At 59.6% G+C, this 14369-nt stretch carries 18 protein-coding genes; all 18 read right to left on the reverse strand.

Translation table 11 applies throughout. The annotated features are described in order from the left end of the window. Positions 1–5: 5 nt before the first annotated feature. Positions 6–383, reverse strand: a complete 378-nt coding sequence (locus CFBP6623_RS10950; protein WP_080841903.1) for a hypothetical protein — start codon at positions 381–383, stop codon at positions 6–8. 1 nt (position 384) lies between these two features. Continuing rightward, positions 385–708 (reverse strand): DUF2190 family protein, encoded by a 324-nt coding sequence (locus CFBP6623_RS10955; protein WP_080841902.1) that lies wholly within the window; start codon positions 706–708, stop codon positions 385–387. Between the two features lie 75 nt (positions 709–783). After that, a complete protein-coding gene (locus CFBP6623_RS10960; RefSeq protein WP_080841901.1) occupies positions 784–2445 on the reverse strand; it encodes a hypothetical protein in 1662 nt (553 codons plus the stop codon). A gap of 98 nt (positions 2446–2543) precedes the next feature. After that, a complete protein-coding gene (locus CFBP6623_RS10965; RefSeq protein ID WP_080841900.1) occupies positions 2544–3194 on the reverse strand; it encodes a hypothetical protein in 651 nt (216 codons plus the stop codon). Further along, on the reverse strand, positions 3181–4725 hold the full coding sequence (locus CFBP6623_RS10970; RefSeq protein ID WP_080841899.1) for a phage portal protein: 1545 nt from the start codon (positions 4723–4725) through the stop codon (positions 3181–3183). Before CFBP6623_RS10970 ends, CFBP6623_RS10965 begins: the two co-directional genes overlap by 14 nt. After that, positions 4725–4919: a phage head-tail joining protein gene (locus CFBP6623_RS10975; RefSeq protein ID WP_080841898.1), complete on the reverse strand. Its 195-nt coding sequence runs from the start codon at positions 4917–4919 to the stop codon at positions 4725–4727. The genes CFBP6623_RS10970 and CFBP6623_RS10975 overlap by 1 nt, the downstream gene beginning before the upstream one ends. Next, positions 4919–6700, reverse strand: a complete 1782-nt coding sequence (locus CFBP6623_RS10980; protein WP_080841897.1) for a phage terminase large subunit family protein — start codon at positions 6698–6700, stop codon at positions 4919–4921. The genes CFBP6623_RS10975 and CFBP6623_RS10980 overlap by 1 nt, the downstream gene beginning before the upstream one ends. Further along, complete coding sequence (locus tag CFBP6623_RS10985; RefSeq protein ID WP_232370395.1) at positions 6615–7349, reverse strand: MerR family transcriptional regulator; 735 nt, start codon at positions 7347–7349, stop codon at positions 6615–6617. The genes CFBP6623_RS10980 and CFBP6623_RS10985 overlap by 86 nt, the downstream gene beginning before the upstream one ends. 160 nt (positions 7350–7509) lie before the next feature. Beyond that, on the reverse strand, positions 7510–8079 hold the full coding sequence (locus CFBP6623_RS10990) for a hypothetical protein (protein ID WP_080841895.1): 570 nt from the start codon (positions 8077–8079) through the stop codon (positions 7510–7512). 241 nt (positions 8080–8320) lie between these two features. After that, positions 8321–9007 (reverse strand): transcription termination/antitermination protein NusG, encoded by a 687-nt coding sequence (gene nusG, locus CFBP6623_RS10995; RefSeq protein WP_080841894.1) that lies wholly within the window; start codon positions 9005–9007, stop codon positions 8321–8323. Continuing rightward, entirely contained in the window at positions 8997–10265 is a 1269-nt protein-coding gene (locus tag CFBP6623_RS11000; protein WP_080841893.1) for a helix-turn-helix domain-containing protein, read from the reverse strand. The genes nusG and CFBP6623_RS11000 overlap by 11 nt, the downstream gene beginning before the upstream one ends. Beyond that, positions 10265–10558, reverse strand: coding sequence for a hypothetical protein (locus tag CFBP6623_RS11005; RefSeq protein ID WP_080841892.1), 294 nt, complete (start codon positions 10556–10558; stop codon positions 10265–10267). The genes CFBP6623_RS11000 and CFBP6623_RS11005 overlap by 1 nt, the downstream gene beginning before the upstream one ends. Continuing rightward, positions 10555–11196, reverse strand: a complete 642-nt coding sequence (locus CFBP6623_RS11010; protein ID WP_232370394.1) for a hypothetical protein — start codon at positions 11194–11196, stop codon at positions 10555–10557. The genes CFBP6623_RS11005 and CFBP6623_RS11010 overlap by 4 nt, the downstream gene beginning before the upstream one ends. Then, entirely contained in the window at positions 11193–11750 is a 558-nt protein-coding gene (locus tag CFBP6623_RS11015) for a hypothetical protein (RefSeq protein WP_080841891.1), read from the reverse strand. Before CFBP6623_RS11015 ends, CFBP6623_RS11010 begins: the two co-directional genes overlap by 4 nt. Further along, a complete protein-coding gene (locus CFBP6623_RS11020) occupies positions 11747–13132 on the reverse strand; it encodes an SAM-dependent methyltransferase (protein ID WP_167379136.1) in 1386 nt (461 codons plus the stop codon). Before CFBP6623_RS11020 ends, CFBP6623_RS11015 begins: the two co-directional genes overlap by 4 nt. Next, positions 13132–13383, reverse strand: a complete 252-nt coding sequence (locus CFBP6623_RS11025; RefSeq protein ID WP_080841890.1) for a hypothetical protein — start codon at positions 13381–13383, stop codon at positions 13132–13134. The genes CFBP6623_RS11020 and CFBP6623_RS11025 overlap by 1 nt, the downstream gene beginning before the upstream one ends. Then, complete coding sequence (locus CFBP6623_RS11030; RefSeq protein WP_080841889.1) at positions 13380–13877, reverse strand: hypothetical protein; 498 nt, start codon at positions 13875–13877, stop codon at positions 13380–13382. The genes CFBP6623_RS11025 and CFBP6623_RS11030 overlap by 4 nt, the downstream gene beginning before the upstream one ends. Before the next feature lie 209 nt (positions 13878–14086). Further along, positions 14087–14347, reverse strand: coding sequence for a carph-isopro domain-containing protein (locus CFBP6623_RS11035; protein WP_080841888.1), 261 nt, complete (start codon positions 14345–14347; stop codon positions 14087–14089). Positions 14348–14369 lie beyond the last annotated feature (22 nt).

A 14369-nucleotide genomic window follows, 5' to 3' on the forward strand; every position in this document is an offset into this window, starting at 1 on the left:
AGCTCCTAAATCTCTTTCAGGGCGACAGCGATAAGGTTGCTATGCCGGTCACTGACGAAATCAACCGACCAAGCCGGTTCGCCAGCCCGATCCATCGCACGAACCCGGTCACCGGATTGAAGCGCCGGGCCTTCGTATGTCGAGCGGTCAATGAACAGAACGGCATCCGCCGCAGCGAAGCGAACGCGATGAGGGCCGCTAACGGCATTGCCTGCCGGGCGCGTTGTGTCGTCTTCCGTGTGCAATGCCTCGCAGTGGATGACGATCTGAGGGCGGGCCGGGTCCGTCTTGCCGTTCACCAAGAACGACAGGCGGACCGTCTCGCCGAAAGCGCCGCCAACCTTCCGGTCAACGGCAGCTTCCAGTTTTCGCCAGTCCACCATCTTACTGATGCAAGATGAGGTCGCCGGTCGCCGAAGGATTGGCGGCGACGGCGGCGGCGTAACCGACCTTGGTATTCGCGCCAGCATTATCGGCGGTGGTCAGCTTGGCACCATCCCAATAAAGAAGTGCGCCTTCGGTCCATGCCTGCGCATTCGTTTTGGGCAGGGTGAAGACGCCTTCTCGAGCGAGATTGACGCGCTGGCCAGCTTTGGCGGAAAACTGCGCCACGCCGAACAGCTTGCCGACAAGAACGCCGTCGCCGGAATTGACATCGGCGGGCGCGGTGACTTCCACCGTATCGGCGGGGCCTCGATAATTTTTCATGGTGATCTTCCTTGCGATCAACGTGACAGGAAAGGGAGAGCCGGGCGGCTCCCCCAACGAAGTCAGGCGAGCGGGTTACGCTTGGCCGGGGTTGCGATAGCCGAAGCGGAAGTCGGTCGCGCCGCAACCGAAGTCGTGTTCAACCGACATGCTGAAACCCTGCGAGCCAAACGGCTCGTCCATGCGGACGCGCGGGGCCTCGTAACCTTCGAGATAGCCCCAACGGTAATTGGAGCCGGTCACGGGATCGGCGAAGAGATTCCAGGAATTGTCAGCGATCTGCGACGTTTCCACCAGTTCGAACTTGCCGGAGAAAATATTGACCGTGGAAACCGTTGCGGGCGTGATCGACGCCAGCAGCTTTTCCGCTTCGGTCAACTGGTTCGGGCCGACCAGCATGATACGCGCCGGGTTTGCCAGCAACGGCTTGCCATCCAGCGACTTTTGCTGACCCATCGACTTGCGGCCTTCGCCGACGCTGTCGACGGTAATGGCAGAACCAGCAGCAGCAAGGTTATTATGGTCAGCATGGAAGACGGTTTTGCCGTCCGCAAGCTTGCCGTTGTATGCGCCAGCATAGAAGGTGAGTTCTTCGAACAGGGCGACCGATGCGCCGTAGCTCGTCAGCAGTTCGGCGATGGCGCCGAGATCGTCATTGATGAGCATAGGGCGGCTGATGTTCAGGGCAATCGCATAGCTGAATGCCTGTACGGCTTCCTTACCTTCACCGAACGACCCGAACTTGATCTTGCCGTTTTCCAGAATCTTTTCCAGCATCGGGAAATCGCCGGTCTTGACCACCGTATCCGGGCGGAAGTCGCGGAAGTTCTTCTTGCGGGCAAAGCGCTTGAAGGTCGGCTGCGCCAGTGCGTAGCGCTGTTCCAGCGTGCGATTGACTGCACCTTCAAAGATCACAGGGAAATCAGAAGTCGAATGCGCGGCGCGGCTGAAGATGTTGTCGATATCGCGAGCATTCAGCATGCGGCGACCATGAAAATTCACGGAATCGGCAGCGATATCGACCAGACCTTGACCCATATACTGGCGAGCGGCGGCGGACGGACCGGCCTGCGGGACCGGCGCGCCGAGACCGTACGCCAGCGCTTCGACACGGGCCGAACGGATGGTATCGGCTTCGTCGTTGCCGACCTGCACGCGAACGCGGCTGTCGGTCGGTGCGGTGCGCTCATTGGTCACCATGTGATCCAGCAGCAGACCCCGGAAGCTGTCCAGCGAAGTGCCGGAGCGGATATGGTCACGCGCAAATTCAGGAAAACCCGCACGCGCCGCCAGATCATCGATAGTAGTGATCCGCTCGCGTTCGGCACGCTCTGCGTTCTGCGCTGCGGCCTGCGGATTGTTATTCTGGGGCGCGGGGGCCGTACCGCCTCGCTCCGCATTTTCGAGCGTTGCAATCCCGGCGCGGACGCCATCGAGTTCGGCGAGAATGTCCGAATGCTCTTTTTCGATGGCGCGGGCCGCTTCATCGGAAAGCCCTTCCACCAGTTCCTTGCGCTTGTTTTCGGCGCGCGTCGTCAGGTCGGCGGCGGTCGCCCGCAACGCCAGCAGCGCCGGGGTGGCCTGATAGACATGATCCAGCATGCCGCGCGTCTGCACGAATGCATCGTGGCCGATCAGCGAAGCAGCATGGGAAGGGTCTGCGGAAAGAATGGTGAAGGCGAGACCGAAGCAGACGATTGCGGCGACGGTCGCGAAAACATATGCAGCCTTTTTCATGGCGTGCGGTTCCTTTTGTATTACCGGGCAGGACAAGCGCCGTCGCCCTGCATCCCCGGTAGAAGTCAGGCGGCGAACTGGAAAAATTGGAATGAGTGTCAGCCGAAGCGGCGTTCGGCTTCGGCCATGCGCATGCGAGCGGCCCGAAGGTCGAGACATGCGGCAGACTGGATTGAAAGCGGGAACGTGGCTTCGCTGGATCGGACCTGCGCGCCGGGATCGGCGGGAACGGTCACAAATGAAATCTCATTTGGCGTCCAGCGCTCCACGAAAATCTTTTCGACCTCGCCTTTCTTCGCCGCTTCCTCCACCCTGATTTTATCGATGGAGTAACCCACCGATACATTCTTGATGATTTTGTCAGAAACCAGCCCGAACATGCGGTCGGCGGCGAGATCGATCCCGGCCTTGGGGAAACGGATGGTCGCCCATCCTTCGCCCTTTTCGATCCACGCCCGTTCAACAACGGCGATCTGCGAAAAGGTGGACCACCGGGAATGGCTGTCCAGAACCGGCGCACCCAAATTCATGCGCGTCAGGTCCAGCGCCCGTTCGCTGACGACAAGGATTTCATCGAATGGCACAGCCGTGTCCCATCCGGTATAGCGCAGGCGGCGCACCGCCGCGCCAGTCGTGAATACCAGCGTAACGGTGCGCGCCTCCGCATCGATCGAACTAACATTCAGGTCCTGTCCGCGAACCTGCATCGGCAGGGACGCAGGCGCTTTACGCAGTTCAAGTTTCGTCATCGTCGGGGTCCTTGTCGTCTTCCGACTTGTCGTCGGGCGGGTCGTCTGTTTCGTCGCGCTGCTGCACCTGCCCGGCCTGAGACATCCGCCGGGGGTCGCTGTCGAGAACAAGCTTGCGCTTGTCGATCTTGGCGGCGTCGGACGCGATTTCGTCCAGCACGTCATCCGGGTTTTCGCCCATCTCGGCGATGACGCTGGAGAGGGACCGGAAGCCCGACCGCACTTCCTTGATGCGGGCGTTCACGTCCTTCAGCGGGTCGGCGGAGTAGAAGCGCGGCGGCGACCATTCCACGGCAACTTTTGGGGTCTTGATGATGCCCGCGAAGTAGGCTGCTTCGCAGAACCAGTCCCAAATAGGCTGCAACAGCATCGGAATGATGATGAGCCACTGAACGGCGGAAATCGTCCGGCGGAACCCTTCCAGCCCAACCTTGCTGGACGAATAGTTCACCTTGTCGAGCCGACCGGACAGGATCGCATGAGGAACGCGCCAACCTGCGGCAATGGTGTGCAGCATCGAGTTCTTGTACGGATCATAGCTATCCGTCACCGCCGGTTGCGAGAACTCCATGCCCCGGCCACCGACGGCATTGTAGAACATGCCGGGTTCGAATTTTTCGACACGCCTGCCGTTCACGTCATAGATGCCGGGCTTGGTGGGCTGGCTATCAGTCACTGACATGCCAAGTTGGTCGGCTTCGTCGCCGCCGGTCATCACGCCGACAAGGCAGGCTTCCAGCCGCTTGCGCGTCAATTCCGCCTGTTCGTAAGACGCCAGATCGTAGGTATCGACCATTGCCGCCGTGCCCCACGGAGCACCCATCACCTGCGTCCGCTTCTTTTCGAAAGCGTGCGCAATGTCAGCCGCCGGAACCGGCTTCGAAACAATCGTGGATTTCGGGTCGAAGAAGCTGTTACCCGGATGCGAACCGAACATCCAATAGGCACGCTTCCTGCCGATGGCATCAAATTCGATGCCTTGGATGATCTTGCCGCCATCCGAAAGAATACCTTCCTTGGCGGTGTCAATCAGGTCAACTTCAAGCACCTGCAATTGCAGCGGGACAGGCAGGCCATCTTCCAGCCTGCGGCGGCGGCGGCGAACCAGACCGTTACCGCTTTCAAACATTCCGCGGGCCGTCAGGTTGACGATACCGTTGAAATCAAGATCGCCGTCCGCATCGCAAACCTTGCTCCACTCCGCAAAAAGCTTATTGAGCTTCTTGTTTTTCGAACGGGGAATGATGCCGTCACCGATAGCGTGGGTGACCAGTTCGTGAATTGCCTTTTCAGCATAAGGATTGTTGCGGGCGAGATCGCGCATGCGGTCCCGAAGGGTCCGACCGGCGCGCGCAATTTCTGCGTCCGCCGATGTTGATGGTGCACGCCTGCCGGATTTCAGGCGGCTGGTTTCTGCGCCAGCGTATGCGCGCGACATGATTTGCAGCGCGGCGCGGTGCTTTACCCGCCGAAGGCCAGCTTCGGGCGAGAAATAACCAATGGTCCGGTCAAGAACGGTCGCGAGGCCCATCAGTCGAGCGCCGCGTAAATAGTACGGGAGCCGCCCGACCGGGTGGATTTCAGGGCGGAAAGCGCCTGCATCATTTCTTTGAGAGAGTGATATTCCACCTCGCGGCGCGTGCCGCCAGAGTGGAATATCACCTTTCGCGCGCCCATTGCGATTGCATCTTCAAGCGCAGCAATTTGATCGTCTGTAGTCGCCATTATGCAAGCCACTCCGGTTTCGCGATTTCTTGTGTGTAGGTGGCGACCGCCGGTTCCGGCGGTGTCGAAAGCTCGCCCTCGCGGTGCGCCCAATTGGCATTGACCATCTGGCGGGCGGCGAAGGCATAAACGGTGCAGTCGAGCGCTTCGTGGCGTCGGCCCGGTATCGGAACGAACTGGCGGCTTGGCTGGCCGCGCAGATAGCGGACTTCCATCTTTTCGCCCGCAAGCTGCTCGTACCAGACTTCCGGCAAGTCCTTCGAAAACCGGATGGACTTGGGCCGGACCAGCCTGCCGAAAATGTGGCTCTTGATGCCGTCCACGCCGACGATGAAAAGCCGTCCGCCCTTGACGTTGGTTTTGGAGCGTTCAATCCATGGCCGGTTGCCCGCAGCACCTTTGATCGCCAGAACGCGGCGATTGAAGCGCGGGAACGCGAAGCGATAGACCGTTTCCATCGTCTCGCCGTCCGAGCTATCGACACAAACGGCATCGACCTTGATCTTGCCGCCAAGCGGATGGTCCCATTGCGTCGTCAGGGCAACGTCCAGTTCGGCCCACGTGGTATGGTCATCGTAGCGACCCCACACAACAGTATGGCCGAGAACATAGGGGATGCCCTCTTTGTCCCAACCGACGAAGGTTGCTTCCAGACGATCATCCTGCACGTCCACGCCGACCGTGATAATCAGCACTTGGATCGGGATATTCTCCAGCCCGAAATCTTCGGCCCGGCCCGCAAGCTCGATATCGTCCAGTTCGTCGCCGTCCTCTTTCCACCCTTGGGCAAGGATGGTGTTGACGAAGGTTTGCAGCGTCGAAGGGTCGTTTTTTACGGCGACAAACTCTTTCGCCAACCGACCCCAAGAGGCGTTAGGCAGAAGAGAAATCAGGGCGTTCATGCGGAAACCGGCATGATCCTTGATTTCCGGTCGAAGGGCGCGCCAGCGGCCATTCGCCACCATGCCCGGCTTGTGCCGCTCGTCCACCACAGAGCCGCATTCGGCGCAAACATAATACGCCTTTTCCGGCTCACCTTCGGGCCAATGGATATCGGCCCATGTGATTTCATGGAAGTGACCGCACTCGGGGCAAGGCACCTCATAAATACGCTTGTCCGATTGCTCATAGGCCCGCAACACGTGGCTGGTCGCCTCGTAAACAGGCGTCGAACCCATGACAATCTTGCGGTCGGCAAACGACAGCGTGCGGCGTTCCGCCAGCAGGATCGGCGACCCTTCCTTCGTCGCATCCATGCCGTCCGCCTCGTCAATGAAGAGGATGCGGACATTGTGACGGCGCAGGTTGCGCGGTGCCTTGGCGGCAATGACTTTCAGGAAGCCGCCGGGAAAGCGACGGGCAAGAAGGGTGTTGCGTCCGCCTTCGCTGGTGTCGCCGGTCAAAAGACCGCGAAGCGCTGGCGAGGCATCGAAAATCGGTTCCACGTCCGAAACCATATAGTCGCGGCAGTCGGCCTCAGTCGGCAGAAGCGAAAGGATCGGCGATGGATCGTTAGAACAGAAGCTTGCCATGGCGCTGGTCAGCAGCGTCGTGAAGCCGACACGGACCGGCTTGACCAGCGTTACCCGCTCAATCGCGCTATCGCCAATGGCATCGGCAATTTCACGCTGCGGAGGCCACAGCCGAACCTTGCCGGTCAGCGATGAAACGCCTTCCGGCAAATGGACGCTATGTTCAATCCATTCCGACAGCCGAAGTTTCGGCGGCGGCAACAGGCTGTCCCATACCGCTCGCCGCAATGTCGCCAGCGCCGTTGTCATCGTCCTCGTCACCAAGTTCGGTAAGCGCCGACCGGATTTCTTGGCCGATCAGGTCCACATCGTAGGTCGTGAGATGCGGCAGCATCTGCCGACAGCGCGAAGGCACAGACAGAACAGCGTTGCGGATGCGTCGGCCTATCGAAACCCACTCGTTCCGCACGTCCGTCATCGAAATCAGTTCGCCGCGCATGGCCGCATTTTTCATGGCCGTCTGGTTGGCCTGTTCTCGCGCCAGTCTGGCGCGTTCGGCGGTCAGAACATCCGCGCCGTCACCGCCGCGACCGGCGGCAACAATGCGCAAATGCTCGCAATAAAGCTGGATAGATTGGCGCAGGTCGAAGCGATTCCGTTCTGTCTTCACCACGATTCCACGCTCTACGAAATCCGAAACCGCCCGCTTCGAAACCTTCAGCAGTTCCGCCAGTTCGGATGCGGTGATTTCGATATCGAGCGAGGGCTTTTCCGGTTCGGCAGGTGCCGTTTCGTTAAGCAGCGGGAGGCTTTCGCCCGCTTCCGCATGTTTCTTGTGCGATTTGGCCGCGAAACTCGGGCTGACGTTGAACTTTGCCGCCGCTTCCCGAACCGTATGGCCCTCGTCCATGAAGGCCACGACCTGTTCACGCAACTCGTCAGGATAGCTCTTTGCCATCTGATTCCGATTCCATCGAAAGGGCGGTGGAACCCCCCTATAATTTTCTTCACAGAGCGAAATCCCGCAGTCGCCCACACCCGCTACTTGGCCTCTTTTGGGGGAGGACCCGACCGAGGGGGGTATGGGGTGGGTCGAGGTTGGGGGTCGGGGCGGCCGGTCAGGGGACCAGCTTGACAAGGGCGGCTTCGACCCGCTCTTTCAGCAAGGGCGCTGCAATGCGCTGGAATGCTTCTGCTGTCGCGCCGCTAGTCATTTCCTTCGGGATGAAGACGCCCGAGCGAGCGAAGGTGATCTTCGTGCCGGAGCGATTGAGCCGGTAATAGGCATGTCCGTTGAACTGCGCCACCGGCTTACGGTCGGGGAACTGACCGCCACGCAGGAATGCGCCGGGATAGAGCGTCGGCTTTCCAAATGGTCGCGCCACGACACCGGCTTCGGTTTCCTTCGGGCGCAAATATTTGAGGCGAATGTTGCCGCCCCGCGTAGTCATGTCATAGACGAACCGGCCCGGCTTTGCGGTTGCCGGATTGCCGATGGCCTTAACGATGGTGGCACGCGGCAAGCCTGTCTGTTTCGTCAGTTCACGGATGACAACGGTTTTCGTTCTGTTGCCGACCTGATTGACGATGCGCGGCAGAACTGTCGGGAAGCGCCGTTTCAGTTCCGCTATCCGGTCGCCGTATTCCGCAAGATTGCGGTCGGCCCACTTCATGGACAGAACAGCCATCCTCAAATTTCCCGGAAGTTGCCTACACCCTATGCAAACGAAAAAGGCGACCGGGTTAGGGTCGCCTTCGCTCAAGTCCGCCGATGATATAGCTGTCGCACTGGCCTTGAATCGGTCTCTCTGACGAGAGGGTCAAGGCAGGGTCTACCCGGCATACCCGCGTGGGAGGTTTAAACTCCACTCGCCGGTCAAGACCGACGCGCTTGCACAGGATCAGCAGATCATCCTGCGTTATGCATAGTCACAACTGTTCGAGCAATGCAAGAGAGGTTTCGACAGGCGTGACCGCACCAAACATCTCGACAGAGACGATTGCACCGCTCGCGATACGCTCCCCGTCAACCACTTTGTCCTTGCGCAGTTTGGTGACGTGGCCGGTAAACCCGGCGAAAGGACCGCTGCTAAAGCGGACCCTGTCACCACGCCGGAAGCTCTTGCAGTGCTCCAAATCAAGATCAAGCTCTTGAGTACCGAAGAGCTTGAATCGATTCATTTCCTCGTCTGATACACGATGCGGCTCGATCATGCCGCCGACGAAGCCCGCGACACCTTCCAGCCGGGCAATTCCGCAGACTGCGGCGGGCGAGTAAACCATGTTGACCAGCACATAACCGGGCATCATCGGACGCAAAACATCATGGATAACGCGGCCACGAAAGACCTGTTTACCGCAGTTCTCCATAGGCAAAAAAGTTTTCACACCGGCTTTGCCAAGCGCATCCTCAACAGCTTTTTCCGCCTTGTGCTTCGTCTCCACCACGAACCATTCGTGTTTGCCCGGCTGATTCTCCGCTGCCATGGAAAGCATGGTGACGGTGAGTCGCTTCGTGTTCTGCATCTGGTCGAACAGAGACGCAAAGCGTGTCAGGTCATAAAGCTCCGGGTTGACCGGCTTGTTGGCGGCATAAATCTTCACGTTATGCATCATTGGAGCGTCCCTCGTTTATGGAGAAAAGGAAGTTGGAGAGTGCGGCATCAACTGCCGCTTCGAGATCGTCTGCCCCGTCATCGACAGGCGGGAGATAGACCCATTCCGGCGCATACTCGATAAAGGGCCAGCCATTGCGCTCATGCAGGCGCTTCCACGCTGCAAACACATCGCTATCACGATGCACCTGCCGGAAGTCCTGTACGAAGGGGAGAAGTGCGAGCGAAGTGGTGTAGGGTTCCCGGCGGCGGGCATGGTCCCGCATGGCGCTAACAACCGGCCAACCGTTGTCACGGCGCTTTTCGTGCACAAGCTGTTCACGGGAAATCATGCCCTTGGCGATACGGGTTTCGTCAAAGGTGGTCAGGTGCAGCGGGCCGGTCGGCTCTTTCGACAGAGCCTCAAGCCGCGTCCCCATCCAGAGCTTGCCGCAAACCTTGGCGATGCCCCGCGTCTGCACAGGCTCCGCAAGAGCATGTTCCGGCAGGTCACGCCAATGGCGGTTCTTGAGATAGACCGCTGCGGCCATCAGTTCGGAAGGCTTGGCCCAACGAAGATAAGCGGGCGTCCGCTCCACGCATTCGGCGCGATCTTCCGGCGAAAGCGCGAACCATGCATTGCGGGCATACACCACATCGCCCTTTTTCCACGTCGCAAACCAGAGCGTGAAAGCGTGCTCAATCTTCTTTCGATCAACCTTTTTCAAAGCTCCCTCTTCCGCGTCAGCGGAGGGAGAGTTGTTTGGAAGAGTATCTGGAAGATTCTTATCTTGGTGGAACTCCTCCACCACCTTCCGGTCGTCATTTCCACCACCTTCGGGAACCATTTCCACCACCTTTTCGGCAGAACGTGGTGGAACTGTTCCACCACCTTGACGGGTCGCGGCATCATTGGAAGGTGGTGGAGGATTTCCACCACCTTCTTGTTCATCAGCGCTGGCGGCAGTGCCGGAAAGGTCGCGGCCCGGCCAGCGCGCCACGTATTCGTTCCGCTTCCATTTCTGGCCGCGAAAGCCGTGTTGCGTGACAACGATCCAACCGCTTTCTTCGGCGATTTCGAGGTGTTTCATGACGGTTTTTTTGTCGAGGCCCGTCAGGTCCACAAGGTCCGAAATCGGCGGGTAGCAGGAACCGCCGGTCGCATCCATTTTCAGGCCAAGCGTATGCAGCACAAGGCGCGTAATAGGCGGCAAGCCGGATTTGGCAACCGCGTGCCGCCAAGACCATGCACGCGACGTTGCGCCGTGATCTGGTTCCATCACCGCACACCGCCTTTCCGTACCACGTCGCGCAGGAAAGAGCGCACGGCGTGCACCCCGAGAACGACCGTATGCGGCAATCCGCCGTCCGGCAGGCGCGTGGCATTGATGGCCGCAAATTCCACGTCCAGCGCGTCCACGCCGAGCGAGAAATGCGCCGCCTGCAAAACCCGCCGAATGTCAGTATGGTCGCGATAAATAACACCCTGCGGCGCGCGCAAAAGCCAGTCCGCGCGCGCCGCATCCGTCTGGCAGTCTGCCAGAAGTTCAACAATAGGCATGAGTTCGGTCATCGGCTGATTTCCCGCTCTACCTTGCGCGCCAGAGCGCGGTAGATGTCCATCGCCTTGCATAGATCGCCATGCGCCCGGCGCTGGTCGGCAGCAGCCTTTTCGGCATGTGCGGTAGCTTCCTCGCAGGCGACGAATGCGACTTCCACCAGCCTCGTCTCTTTCAGGAACTCATCATAAAGCGGGTTCGAGCCTGCCGGTCCGAAGAACTGTTCGCGCACCTGCGCCACCCAATCACGCGGCACGCCCAAATCCTTCGCCACGGCGGCATCCGTCCAAGGGGATTTGTAGGTATCCTTCGCGTAAACTTCGTCCAGCTTGTCATTGATAATGCGCCGGTCATCGCGGCTCATTTCGCGGGGCTTGTCTGCAATTGTCGCTACGGTGTCAGCCATGGCTTTCTGTCCTTTACGCTTGGCCGGGCTGGCGTGAAGCGGGCAAAAATCCTTGCGCGGACTGCTGCCGACCACCCATCCCTTGTTCTGGAAATGCTGAGTTGCCGCGATTGGCGGCTTGCGATTGATCCCGGTTTGATGCGGGAAATAGGCGACAGCGCCGCAGCAGGCGCATGTGATCTGCATGGCCTTGGTGGACTTGTCGCCGTATGAAATGGAAACTTCTGGGAAGATGCGGTCGCTCACGTCGAAACCCTCTTTGCCCAAATCTCGAAATCCGTGCGCAGATCAATAAACGCCGTCTGCGCCCGCTCTTCGCGATTGAGTTGGGTCTTGCTGGTGATGCCGAGCAGCTTTTTCAAAACCGTGTCGGCATGGTCCTTATTGTGGATCGCGCGCGTCTGGTCCCGGCGCTCAAGAAAGCGGTGAAACAGCGGTTCCGCGCAAAGCATGGCCGCGTTGGCAGCAAAATCACCATCCCTCAACTGATAGTGTTGCTGTGAGTCCAACGGCACGGATTGCCCATTTTTCAGAGCAGCAATCGCCCTACGCCGAAGACTTAGGAAAAGAATAGCGTCGGACAGAGCGCCACTGATAAGGTCAACCTCATCAGGCAGCGCATCCTCGTAAATCGTGCACAGTATCACCCGGTCACCAGTCGAACGGGTGGCAACTACATGCCTTTGCTTGCCGTCAGCATCGATTTCCCAATTGTCGCCGTTGCACCTGTCAGCGATCATCGCAATTCGCGTGAGACGGGCCTTTTCCCGGTCGCGGTCGGCCTGCGCTGGCGTCATCATGCCGCCTCGCTTTCCGCCGTCGCGGCCGCTTCCTGCGGCTGGAAATCCTTCCAGTCCACCCGGCGAACAACCGTGGCGCTGCCGTAATTTCCGGCCTCGTCACGCTCCCAAACAAACCACGCCGTGTTCATGCGGCTGGAGGCTTTATTGCCCTCCCATCCGTCACGGTGCATCATCGGCAGGCGGCGCTTGAACACGTAGACGCGCGCGGGCGGGCAATCGTCCATGACGAAATTCCGGTCGTCGTCCGCGAACCCGGCAAGGAAATTCAGGTTGAGCAAAAGCGCCATTTTGCGCGGCTGGTAGACCCGCAGGGCATGGGCCACGAAAGCGTTCAGAACGTCGCCGTAAGGCGGGTTGGTGACGATATCGTATGAGCCGGCTCCCAGCGGTTGCGAGGTCAAGAAGTCCTGCACCGCCTGCAATTCGCCGTTACTGTCCGCCGTGCCGTAATCGTTGATATCGGCCAGCACCACGCCATAATGATGGGCTTCCAACATGCGAGAGCATGCGCCGCGCCCGCAGGCAGGCTCAAACACGGTCGCGGTAAATTCTTCCAGCGCCAGCAGCGTAAACATCGCTTCCGGCGGGGTTTCGTATAGGTTTGCGCCGCGTTCTTCCTTCGTGGCGCTCGCCGTGCCTACTGCCGCGCGAAGATTGGCTTTCGTCGGTTCCAGACCGGCGGAAAGACGCGCCTGAATTGCCCGCTCGACAATGCCGGGTTCGCGATGTTCCGCCGCCGAAAGCTTGCGGGCTTCATGGATTTCCTTGTAGGACAGGCCCGTGTCATCGACGGAAAAACCCTTTCCATCGGAAAGGGTTTTCGGTCTGCCGCCCTTCGAAGCCTCGCCCGACGCCTGCGCCTCGTCCCATTTGTCGGCAATGAGGATTTTCGCGCGGGCTTCGATCAACAGCGCGTCCGCCTGCATGCGCCGCGCTTTTGCGATGAGTTTTTCGGTTGCGCCGATCTGTTCGGCGAACTGTGCGGCGGTCTTGGCCTGATTATAGGCGACCGATGCGACGATGCGGGCATTGATAATATCACCGTCATCGAGAAGCGCCCGCGCTCGCTCCACCGTGGCGACCAGCCCGGACGCATCCGCGACCGGCACCACGGCGGTTTCAGTTTCGCGTTCCGGCATGTCACCCGGCTCCGCAATGCCTTCCAGCATCGCCAGCATTTCGCGGGCGCGGTCGGTTGGGTAGTATGTTTTCCCGTTTTTCTTGTCGCGCGTCAGGTAACCGTTACTAACAGACTTGTTTGCCGCCGCGCCCTGCTGCTGCGTTTCCACGGTTACGGTTCCGTTGCGGACAGCGGCGGTGATGACGACAAGGGCGCTTGGGCCGGGCTTGGGAAGTTTGACTTGCTTGTAAGGGGCCATCAGTGCGCCCTCATCAGACGGTCAAGATACGCCTGCCCCAAGCCCGTCAACTTGGCGGTATCGCCATCGGCGGTGATATGGACGTAGCCGCAACGGCGGCACTCTTCGGCGAGAATGTGGAAAGCGATGCCGCAGACGGACAAATCCACCTTGCCGCCCTCGAATTTCACATGACGCAAAAAGCCCCTTGCTCGTTCGGACAAGGGGCGCTTCATCAGTTCGGTGATGGCCGGATCGGTCTGGCGCTTCATTCCGCACCCCCCACGACGCTAAGCCCGACCTTTTGACCGCCCTTGGCTTTGACGCTCGCAAGCGCCTTGCGGAGCGCGGCCAGACCGGCTTCCAGTTCCGCCGCGTCCCGGTCCATCTTCGTGGCTTCGGCAGCCGTTACCATCATGTCGGAAATCGCGACCGCGCCGCCGGAGATCAAATCGCCAGCCTTGCGCACCATATCGGAATAGGCAACGACGACGCACTGGTCGGCGGCGCGTTCGCCTTCCGGGTCCGACAGCCGCCGCCCGTTCAGTTCCGCCATGGCAGAGGTGACAACAGGCACACCGCATTCGCTTTCCAGCGCGTAGACGGCGTGCAGCGGCATCAACTCCGGGTCGGTCGCGTTGTTCATGCGCCCGATGTGGCTTTTTGAGATCGAGGAAATGTCCGCCGCACGCTCGATACCGCCCACGAGGCGGATAAGGTCACGTTGCGCGGCTTTGATGCGGTGAAACCATGCATTTGAAATCATGAGACAATACCTTTCCCGCGCCGGGAAAACCCCGGCGTTTTTCCCGTGGTGGGAATTGATTGGAGATGAGAGTTTCAGGGCGTCAGGAAGCTACGGAGGCCCACATGCAAAACGAGAGTTGCCCGCGCCGGGCGAGAAGAAGGAAAGCGCACCGGCGCGGGTCGCAGCAGGCCGGGAGGATTGGCCGCGCGAAAGGGAAAAGAGGCCGTTCATTCTACGGCCTCATGAAAAAGCTGCGGAAAGACGTTGCCCCTCGCCGCGAGATTTGCCGAATAGATCGCCGAAACTTCCAGATGGGTAAGCGCGATAATAATTGGCCAATGGCGATCTGGAATCCCGCCTTTAGCCCACTTGTAAACCGCATCCTTCGAGAAGGGATCGGCAGTCAACCGGCTCGCGTCCGCAATTGCTTTGGGTCCGCCAGCGCGGCTGATGATTTCAGCAATTGTGAGAGTCGGCGTCGTGTCCATGCACGCACCAATAATGGATTTA

This window comes from Agrobacterium tumefaciens (genome assembly GCF_005221385.1).
GTDB lineage: Bacteria > Pseudomonadota > Alphaproteobacteria > Rhizobiales > Rhizobiaceae > Agrobacterium > Agrobacterium tomkonis.

What these genes read in the sequence shown, in the direction of transcription:
- CFBP6623_RS10950 (WP_080841903.1), bottom strand. Translation starts at nt 383, where the DNA reads ATGGTGGACTGGCGAAAACTGGAAGCTGCCGTTGACCGGAAGGTTGGC.
- CFBP6623_RS10955 (WP_080841902.1), bottom strand. Translation starts at nt 708, where the DNA reads ATGAAAAATTATCGAGGCCCCGCCGATACGGTGGAAGTCACCGCGCCC.
- CFBP6623_RS10960 (WP_080841901.1), bottom strand. Translation starts at nt 2,445, where the DNA reads ATGAAAAAGGCTGCATATGTTTTCGCGACCGTCGCCGCAATCGTCTGC.
- CFBP6623_RS10965 (WP_080841900.1), bottom strand. Translation starts at nt 3,194, where the DNA reads ATGACGAAACTTGAACTGCGTAAAGCGCCTGCGTCCCTGCCGATGCAG.
- CFBP6623_RS10970 (WP_080841899.1), bottom strand. Translation starts at nt 4,725, where the DNA reads ATGGGCCTCGCGACCGTTCTTGACCGGACCATTGGTTATTTCTCGCCC.
- CFBP6623_RS10975 (WP_080841898.1), bottom strand. Translation starts at nt 4,919, where the DNA reads ATGGCGACTACAGACGATCAAATTGCTGCGCTTGAAGATGCAATCGCA.
- CFBP6623_RS10980 (WP_080841897.1), bottom strand. Translation starts at nt 6,700, where the DNA reads ATGACAACGGCGCTGGCGACATTGCGGCGAGCGGTATGGGACAGCCTG.
- CFBP6623_RS10985 (WP_232370395.1), bottom strand. Translation starts at nt 7,349, where the DNA reads ATGGCAAAGAGCTATCCTGACGAGTTGCGTGAACAGGTCGTGGCCTTC.
- CFBP6623_RS10990 (WP_080841895.1), bottom strand. Translation starts at nt 8,079, where the DNA reads ATGGCTGTTCTGTCCATGAAGTGGGCCGACCGCAATCTTGCGGAATAC.
- nusG (WP_080841894.1), bottom strand. Translation starts at nt 9,007, where the DNA reads ATGATGCATAACGTGAAGATTTATGCCGCCAACAAGCCGGTCAACCCG.
- CFBP6623_RS11000 (WP_080841893.1), bottom strand. Translation starts at nt 10,265, where the DNA reads ATGGAACCAGATCACGGCGCAACGTCGCGTGCATGGTCTTGGCGGCAC.
- CFBP6623_RS11005 (WP_080841892.1), bottom strand. Translation starts at nt 10,558, where the DNA reads ATGACCGAACTCATGCCTATTGTTGAACTTCTGGCAGACTGCCAGACG.
- CFBP6623_RS11015 (WP_080841891.1), bottom strand. Translation starts at nt 11,750, where the DNA reads ATGATGACGCCAGCGCAGGCCGACCGCGACCGGGAAAAGGCCCGTCTC.
- CFBP6623_RS11020 (WP_167379136.1), bottom strand. Translation starts at nt 13,132, where the DNA reads ATGGCCCCTTACAAGCAAGTCAAACTTCCCAAGCCCGGCCCAAGCGCC.
- CFBP6623_RS11025 (WP_080841890.1), bottom strand. Translation starts at nt 13,383, where the DNA reads ATGAAGCGCCAGACCGATCCGGCCATCACCGAACTGATGAAGCGCCCC.
- CFBP6623_RS11030 (WP_080841889.1), bottom strand. Translation starts at nt 13,877, where the DNA reads ATGATTTCAAATGCATGGTTTCACCGCATCAAAGCCGCGCAACGTGAC.
- CFBP6623_RS11035 (WP_080841888.1), bottom strand. Translation starts at nt 14,347, where the DNA reads ATGGACACGACGCCGACTCTCACAATTGCTGAAATCATCAGCCGCGCT.